We start from the raw sequence: 816 nt of genomic DNA on the forward strand, positions 1-816 counted from the left end.
AAAAAGACAGTTCAGATGGAAATAAAAGTAGTAATCTGAAATCTGAAGTAATATCAGACAAATCAAATACAGTACCAAAATTGTCGGAATCTGATGATGAAGTAAATAATCAGAAGCCATTAACTTTGCCGGAAGAACAGAAATTGAAAAGACAGCAAAGTCAAAATGAGCAAACAAAAACCTATACATATGGTGATAGCGAACAAAATGACAAGTCTAATTATGAAAATGATTTAAGTCATCATATGCCATCGATAAGTGATGATAAAGATAACGTCATGAGAGAAAATCATATTGTTGACGATAATCCTGATAATGATATCAATACACCATCATTATCAAAAACAGATGACGATCGAAAACTTGATGAAAAAATTCATGTTGAAGATAAACATAAACAAAATGCAGACTCGTCTGAAACGGTGGGATATCAAAGTCAGTCAAGTGCATCTCATCGTATCACTGAAAAAAGAAATAATGCTATTAATGACCATGATAAATTAAACGGTCAAAAACCAAATGCAAAGACATCGGCAAATAATAATCAAAAAAAGGCTACATCAAAATTGAACAAAGGGCGCGCTACAAATAATAATTATAGTGACATTTTGAAAAAGTTTTGGATGATGTATTGGCCTAAATTAGTTATTCTAATGGGTATTATTATTCTAATTGTTATTTTGAATGCTATTTTTAATAATGTGAACAAAAATGATCGCATGAATGATAATAATGATGCAGATGCTCAAAAATATACGACAACGATGAAAAATGCCAATAACACAGTTAAATCGGTCGTTACAGTTGAAAATGAAA

The 816-nt window shown here is 30.4% G+C and carries 1 pseudogene; it reads left to right on the forward strand.

What is annotated here, in order from left to right:
• Positions 1-816: pseudogene (locus IDG60_RS17265) on the forward strand (S1C family serine protease); the annotation flags it as partial.

The sequence above is a fragment of the Staphylococcus sp. EG-SA-2 genome (assembly GCF_017152085.1).